The organism is Paenibacillus sp. 7523-1, assembly GCF_002276415.1.
In the GTDB taxonomy this organism is placed as follows: domain Bacteria; phylum Bacillota; class Bacilli; order Paenibacillales; family Paenibacillaceae; genus Paenibacillus; species Paenibacillus illinoisensis_A.
The window spans coordinates 365,169-371,511 of sequence record NZ_NPBR01000004.1 but is presented as its reverse complement, the minus strand read 5'-3'; the positions used below and the strand labels follow the sequence as shown (position 1 = coordinate 371,511).

9 protein-coding genes are annotated in these 6,343 nt (G+C 40.1%); 2 read left to right on the top strand and 7 right to left on the bottom strand.

Annotated elements, in window-relative coordinates; translation table 11 throughout:
- Window positions 1-126: 126 nt before the first annotated feature.
- On the top strand, window positions 127-477 hold the full coding sequence (locus CHH60_RS03560; RefSeq protein ID WP_095357926.1) for a cupredoxin domain-containing protein: 351 nt from the start codon (window positions 127-129) through the stop codon (window positions 475-477).
- A gap of 359 nt (window positions 478-836) precedes the next feature.
- Here CHH60_RS03560 and CHH60_RS03555 read toward each other — a convergent pair whose 3' ends face one another.
- The 6 genes from CHH60_RS03555 to CHH60_RS03540 all read right to left on the bottom strand — a co-directional run bounded on the left by CHH60_RS03555 (window position 837) and on the right by CHH60_RS03540 (window position 4,841).
- Window positions 837-1,208 (bottom strand): galactokinase family protein, encoded by a 372-nt coding sequence (locus tag CHH60_RS03555; RefSeq protein ID WP_369680173.1) that lies wholly within the window; start codon window positions 1,206-1,208, stop codon window positions 837-839.
- A gap of 139 nt (window positions 1,209-1,347) precedes the next feature.
- Entirely contained in the window at window positions 1,348-2,034 is a 687-nt protein-coding gene (locus CHH60_RS03550) for an NAD(P)H-binding protein (protein WP_255247815.1), read from the bottom strand.
- Window positions 1,988-2,203, bottom strand: a complete 216-nt coding sequence (locus tag CHH60_RS30180) for a KR domain-containing protein (RefSeq protein WP_255247807.1) — start codon at window positions 2,201-2,203, stop codon at window positions 1,988-1,990. The genes CHH60_RS03550 and CHH60_RS30180 overlap by 47 nt, the downstream gene beginning before the upstream one ends.
- Before the next feature lie 97 nt (window positions 2,204-2,300).
- Window positions 2,301-2,792, bottom strand: a complete 492-nt coding sequence (locus CHH60_RS03545; RefSeq protein WP_095357925.1) for a MarR family winged helix-turn-helix transcriptional regulator — start codon at window positions 2,790-2,792, stop codon at window positions 2,301-2,303.
- A 202-nt stretch (window positions 2,793-2,994) separates the two neighbouring features.
- The gene (locus CHH60_RS29540; protein ID WP_176475964.1) at window positions 2,995-3,162 is read right to left on the bottom strand and encodes a hypothetical protein; all 168 of its coding nucleotides are present in this window, start codon (window positions 3,160-3,162) and stop codon (window positions 2,995-2,997) included.
- A 1,151-nt stretch (window positions 3,163-4,313) separates the two neighbouring features.
- The gene (locus CHH60_RS03540) at window positions 4,314-4,841 is read right to left on the bottom strand and encodes an AAA family ATPase (RefSeq protein WP_255247814.1); all 528 of its coding nucleotides are present in this window, start codon (window positions 4,839-4,841) and stop codon (window positions 4,314-4,316) included.
- Window positions 4,842-5,255: 414 nt separating this feature from the next.
- Here CHH60_RS03540 and CHH60_RS03535 point away from each other — a divergent pair, with 414 nt between their 5' ends.
- Entirely contained in the window at window positions 5,256-5,639 is a 384-nt protein-coding gene (locus CHH60_RS03535; RefSeq protein WP_095357923.1) for a RidA family protein, read from the top strand.
- Window positions 5,640-5,852: 213 nt separating this feature from the next.
- Here CHH60_RS03535 and CHH60_RS03530 read toward each other — a convergent pair whose 3' ends face one another.
- Complete coding sequence (locus CHH60_RS03530) at window positions 5,853-6,074, bottom strand: hypothetical protein (RefSeq protein WP_176475963.1); 222 nt, start codon at window positions 6,072-6,074, stop codon at window positions 5,853-5,855.
- Window positions 6,075-6,343 lie beyond the last annotated feature (269 nt).

Below are 6,343 nucleotides of genomic sequence, written 5' to 3'. Positions count from 1 at the left end.
GTTAGTTGAACAAAAGCAGCCGATCATATTGATCAACTGCTTTCTTTGTTTTATTGCGCTATCGTTTCCCGTTAGCTTAACTGATTATCTTTCGTAACTGTCGCTTTCGGTGCTGTTTCAGTAGGCTTGTTGCTATTTAATCAGTATCAAGATAATCGAACCACCGTTGTTTCTTCTCAAAATCAGGAGCAGAGTACTGTTCAAGAAAATAATGGCTATCAAGTCATTTCAGTCGATGTAAAATCCAATGGATTTAGCCAAAATAATATTGTGGTCAAATCCGGTGTTCCAACAAAAATAAATTTCATAAAACAAACAGGATACACTTGTATAAAGAGTATCGAATCTTCTGATTTAGATATTGATGTTTATCTTGAAAAGGGAGGTAACTTCATTACTCTGGATGATTTAAAACCTGGAACATATCATTTCAATTGTGGGATGTACATGTACTATGGAACCATCACAGTTGTGTAACTGCATTTGAGATTATGCTGCAAGGTCTTAGCGACGGGTTCTAACGAAAAATCGTCGCTCCTTGCTAAAACATAAATTGGCATTTTATTTTGTAAAAGATTTAAGCAATGTATATTCTCGTTTTCTAATGACCAAAGGCAGGTCCGTTCAGCTAACCTGCCCGTTAGTTTAATGAATTGAAGGGCAAGATGACGATTTCATGGTAGTTAATAAGCTTTAAGTGCATGTGACCAATGATTAGATGTACATCTAATAGGAAATCGGACTATGTTCTTGTCCATTCCGGCATACCGATAAAACAAAAAAGTTGCTAAAATTGCGACTTCAATGGGATCATGTTCTTGTCCCCCGACACCACTTCAGCATACCCTGAATCCTGCAGCCATACCGTCTCCCGCCTTCGGTGTCAAATCCGTGAGATCGATTACATATTTCTGGTCATAACCTTCCGAATAAAAGGTAATTACCGAATCTGTCGTTAGCGCAGCCACCGCAATCGTATCCAACGTAATACTGCCCGCGAGCACCTTACCATGGTTATGATCCATATGGTTGCCCCAGATTTCGCTGCGTCCAGCCGCGCTGAATAACTTACTGCCCTCTTGTACGCCAAAATACTGTTCGAATGATTCATTGAGCTGCGTATAACGTGCTGTCTGTTCTTCCAGTTGTTGCTGACCATACATTTGGGCAAGCAACGCTTGGCCTAAGTGGATATGGATATGCAGCATTTATTTTTCTACGTGAATGATGAACGATAGCGGGATTACTTCATGCCCGTTTCTTTTCCATTATCTTAGCTTCGTTTTCCGAAAAGGTAGGGTAGGATTGAAAGTTTGTAAGCGTTTTTTGAAGTTGATGTCTTCACAATCATACGGGCTTAACGTCATTCCAATGTAAATTGATTAATTCAAAAAAAGGTGCAATACTCTCCTCCAACGAAGTTATTGGTTTGCCCATCAATTGCTCAAGGTCCTTAGACGTAGATCCGGTATCAATACTGCTTAAAAAAGGATAGATCCAATGCTGTACCGACACATCCTCGATGTGCATGACTGGTTTATCCGCCAATGCTGTGAGCACCTCAGCCAGATCAGCAAAGTTCCAAGTCTTTGGCGCGGCCAACTCATATATCCTTTGCTCATGCCCTTTCTCTGCAAGCACGTTCGCAATGGCCCGTGCAAGATCACTGCGTGTAACCGCATTAAACCGCCAATCTCCGGCTGAAGTTGTTAGCACGCCACTTTGTATCGCCTCCTGTAGCCCAAGGACATTCACAAAATCAATATACAGCCCATTGCGCAAAATCGTATACTTCATCACCGAATCAAATATGACCTGCTCGGTAAGTCTATGCACGCTACTCGAACCGTTAAGACTCGTCTGTGGGAAAGCAAAACTGGTATAAAGGATATGTTCAACTCCAGCATTCTTCGCCGCATTGATTACACTTGTATGTTGAGTTAGCCGGACTGTATCATCGGTATGTGAGCTGGAAATCAGCAGCAATTTATTCACACCGGCAAAGGCTTTCTGTAGCGTTTCCGGTCTTATCATAGTCAATACAGCGAACCTCCCCACCCTGATCCTTTAACGCTTTTAAGGTTGCGGACATCCCCCCATTACGGACACCTGCGATAATTTCTGTAGCGGGGACCCGGACTAGAAGATTTGCAATAATCAGATTGCCTAATTGACCTGTGCCTCCTGTAATCATGATCGTCATCCTGCTATTCCCTCCTGTAAATGAATCGCATCAAGTAGTTAAGTTATTAACTAAATGAACAGAGTGATTCACTGGACTACAACACATTCCTTAAGGATCAAGACCTGTTCAGCTTCTGTAACAGAACAATCAACTGATGCTGCTCCTGTTCATCCAACTTGCCCATTTGTAAAGCCACAGCTTCACGGTTACCCGGCAAATGCTCCCTCAATAATGTACGTCCTGCATCGGTAATGGAAATCACCGTCTTGCGACCATCTCGGGCATGTTCAGCCCTCGCAATGTATCCATCACGCTCCAGCGGAGTCAGCAGCAAGCTAATGTTGGCCTTGGTGACACCGATTTTTTCGGCAAGCACTGTAGGCAGCATCGTTCCCCCAGCTTTTGCAATCTCTACAAGTATGCGAATTCTTGCTCCATTCAGCCCTTGGGATTGCCAGTATTTCTCCGACACGGCCACCAGATTGGCAGTCGCCTCAACCATCGTAAAGAAAGCTTCATTGGGCAGTGGCAGACTAAGCAAATATTCTTGCAGCGTATCTTGTTTAGGATCAATTGGCAGTAAGTTCTCTTCTTGCAGATTATCCATGTGTTCTGTCATCTCCATTTAGTTAATAGCTTAACTATATTGGCAAAGATAACTTACCCCATAGTAAATGTCAAATCATTATTTCTTTTCTATGAAAATCAAAACGCTCGCATGCTGGACTTCGTCGATTAAAGGTAGCCGTTTCTTTAAAATGACCCATAGATGCACGGCCTTTCGCTTTTTAAACATATTCATAATCAGTTCATCCACCTTCTTCGGTAAAGCATGGAATCCTGGCTCCATCCAGATATGCCTGTAAACGATCTACCTCAAACAGAAGCTCAAAAATATAGAATTCGAACTGAGGATTATCTTCAATAATTTGACTCTTGTTGCCGAACATAATCGCTTTGGCCACTGTATCCGTCATGTAGATATAACCAGGAGTCGTATCCACCCCAAGAACAAAGTCTTCTGTGTATAGATGATATCCGCATCAATGCGCATCAGCCCTTCAGACAAAATAGATTGAGTACGTTTGCTGGTAGTTCCGTGGTAGAGGGTAATCTTTTGATTTATTACGTTATCCATCAGGCTAAAACCTCTTAAACTCAGTCATTGCATGACTATAATAGAGTACGATTTGAACGGAGCTGGGATGAGGAAATCCATGATTAATACACTGCTCAGTAAAATCAGAAAGCTCCTTTGTTGAAAATGGATTGATCAAAGTAGAACTATCCAGATTTATGGCCATTATGTATTCGGATCCGGTAGACTTCTTCACAAGCATTACTAGATGATGGGATTCATCGCCATGGTTTATTGAAACTTCCAGTGTTTTAATTATTTGATCATCGGCATCAACAATTCATACAAACGGCCAGAAGCTCGCTGGTACTTTTGTAGCATCGTAGTTTTTCCTCATATTAAGCTTTTGTGTACTAGATGCATCAAATGTATCTGGAGTAGATGCACCACTTCCCAACAATAAGGCAACGCTTGTCACAACAGCAATTCCTAAAAATCCTCCTGCAGTTAAAGTTGCTCCTTTTTGTTCATTAACCCCCCTCCTAATTCTTTGTGTCTTTAGGACTGCAACCCTAAAAAAACAGGAATTAAGGTATCTTAAATAAAATGAATTAAAAGGAATGATTTTATACGAAGATTAAAACCATCTTAATGTATGTATTTTTAACCTTGTTAACCGCAATAATTAGCAGGACAAGGAAATAATTACTAACGTCAAAGGTAAAAATCCAGTAGGTAATAAGTTTCAAACCATGTAATAAAGTAACTAAGTTATTTGGGACTCCGGAAATGAGCAGACGGAAAATTGTTAGCAGTCCCCGTCATCATTGTTCAAAATTAAATTAGTGTGGGAAACCAACTAGGAAAGCTAAATAAAACCCTTTTCAACGAAACTAAACTGCTCATTAGCTTAATCAAAAGCAGCAGATCTTTATGATCGGCTGCTTTCTTGGATTTATTGATCTATCGTTTCCCGTTAGCTCAAATCTTTGGCGGACCAAGGGAGGAAAGGATGCAGTCAGCCTGCCGAGTCAGTCACTTTGACAGAGTTCATCCATAATTGTTGTTTAATCTCTTTATAATAATGTCTACAATTTCAGTTGTTTTTAAGTGATCCGTTATTAAATGCTCTTGATAAATTTCGCTCCTAAAAGCTTCGACACAAGTAGAAATCCGTTGGAATGACCATCCCCCTACCTTGTCACCGCGCTTGACTAATCTGTTATAAATGGTGTCCTCTGAAGCTATCAAACAAAAATGATACAGTTCTTTATCCAATTCTTTAAATCCATTGTAAATGTAATTGAAGTTCTCCTCTTTATACAGGGTCATAGGCACAATGAAGTGTTTTTGATACTTCTTCTTTACCTCCCCCGCCACATTTACAGTCAAGGTTTTCCAAAGCTCCATGTCTTGGAAATCATCAGTTTGTTCGTGGGTATGCCTCACTTCTTTAGGTGCAATTTTCCAAGTCATAAGTCCAATATCTTCAGGATCAAATATCATACTATTGGCAATTAAGGGTTGAAGCATTTGAGCTGTGGAGGTCTTACCAGAACCAAAAGCCCCATTAATCATGATAATCACGTGATCACTCCTCTGGTAATATAGCCTTCCTAGAACATTGTACTTCATTGGTTATTGTCCAAAAAAGTCCAATTTTCATGTATCATCTTTACATGTTAATTTGGTCATTTCCACGTTAACCTGCCCATTAGTTGAACAACAACATGAATTATTACTATCAGATATTGTAGACAAGATAATGTCCCAATACTCCAATCAAACAAATACTATACTAAAAGTATCGATCATGTTGTTCCCTCCATCCTCATAGCTTAATTCACTCCAGATAAGATGATCTCTTACTTTATATAGCCATAATCATATGTACACTATCTTTTTAGATAGTATCTATCAATAAAGTGCGTACTATATTTTTAATTAAGTTCATTTTATACTAACCTTACTTTGAATTGAGGAGAGAAAAAAATGACTAACATTAAAACCTATAATCACGACCTTTGGGATCACGGTATCGCTCAGGGGTACAGCGTCAACGGCACAATCTACATTTCGGGACAATTTTCCCACGATACGGAGGGCGCATTCGTTGGCGAAAATGATATCGAGGCACAAACCCTGCAGACGCTGAAGAATCTCGATCGCGTGTTAGCAGAGTTCGGTATCACGAAGTCAAACCTCGCTTATGTTGAAATTTATCTGACAAATGCACAAGAGCATATCGAGCCATGCATACATCTCTTCAAGGAATACATGGGACAACACCGCCCGGCCGGCAGTTGTATCGGCGTGACATACCTGGCGTCTCCTGAGCAACTGATCGAAATCAGTGCCGTCGCTCACATGGATTAGATTACGGTGATGAATTTTTTGTGTCACACCAACACTAGGAGTATTTTGCCCGTAGGTTAAGGGAACTGCAGCCGATCAATTGATCGGCTGCAGTTTTATCTGAATTTAGCTATCGTTTCCCGTTAGTTGAATGAATATTTTACTTATATAACTTCCAATCCCCTCTCCTCTAGAAATAATTAAAAGTGGGGCTCGAATATGAATACGTTCTTGTTATGTTGCATTAAGAATGAATTGTCCTTCTTCAGCTTTAATCTCAAATAAGTACTCTGTATCATTAATCAGGCCATCTAAATGCTTGCTGGTCCCAGGAGATACTTGGAATTCCTCAATAACAATATCTCCTTTTGCATGTTTAACTCTCAATAACACGTTTCGGTCACTATTTGCATCATTAATGATGACCTTGTGATGACTATGAAAAGGCGGACTCATTATTCCGGTACATTCTTCATTAGATGTTCAGGTTTAAATGTCGAAGCTTCCTATCACTATCATTACCGGTTAGTTCAGAGACAATGCTCGCCTCTAGCATCGACTCGCATAAGACTAAAACTAATCGCCGTAGTTTTTTATGACATTTTAAACTTAATTAAATTAGGCTACTCTGAAAGATTTGCTATGATCTATGGGCATTTCCAAAAGGCAGTAATTTCTCCAATAAGACCACTGTAGAATACCCAGCAAGTCAGTTGAACAAAGGC

Coding starts and splice junctions, on each gene's coding strand:
- CHH60_RS03555 (WP_369680173.1), bottom strand. CDS start 1,208: ATGCTGCATATCCATATCCACTTAGGCCAAGCGTTGCTTGCCCAAATG.
- CHH60_RS03550 (WP_255247815.1), bottom strand. CDS start 2,034: ATGATAAGACCGGAAACGCTACAGAAAGCCTTTGCCGGTGTGAATAAA.
- CHH60_RS30180 (WP_255247807.1), bottom strand. CDS start 2,203: ATGACGATCATGATTACAGGAGGCACAGGTCAATTAGGCAATCTGATT.
- CHH60_RS03545 (WP_095357925.1), bottom strand. CDS start 2,792: ATGGATAATCTGCAAGAAGAGAACTTACTGCCAATTGATCCTAAACAA.
- CHH60_RS29540 (WP_176475964.1), bottom strand. CDS start 3,162: ATGACGGATACAGTGGCCAAAGCGATTATGTTCGGCAACAAGAGTCAA.
- CHH60_RS03540 (WP_255247814.1), bottom strand. CDS start 4,841: ATGATTAATGGGGCTTTTGGTTCTGGTAAGACCTCCACAGCTCAAATG.
- CHH60_RS03535 (WP_095357923.1), top strand. CDS start 5,256: ATGACTAACATTAAAACCTATAATCACGACCTTTGGGATCACGGTATC.
- CHH60_RS03530 (WP_176475963.1), bottom strand. CDS start 6,074: ATGAGTCCGCCTTTTCATAGTCATCACAAGGTCATCATTAATGATGCA.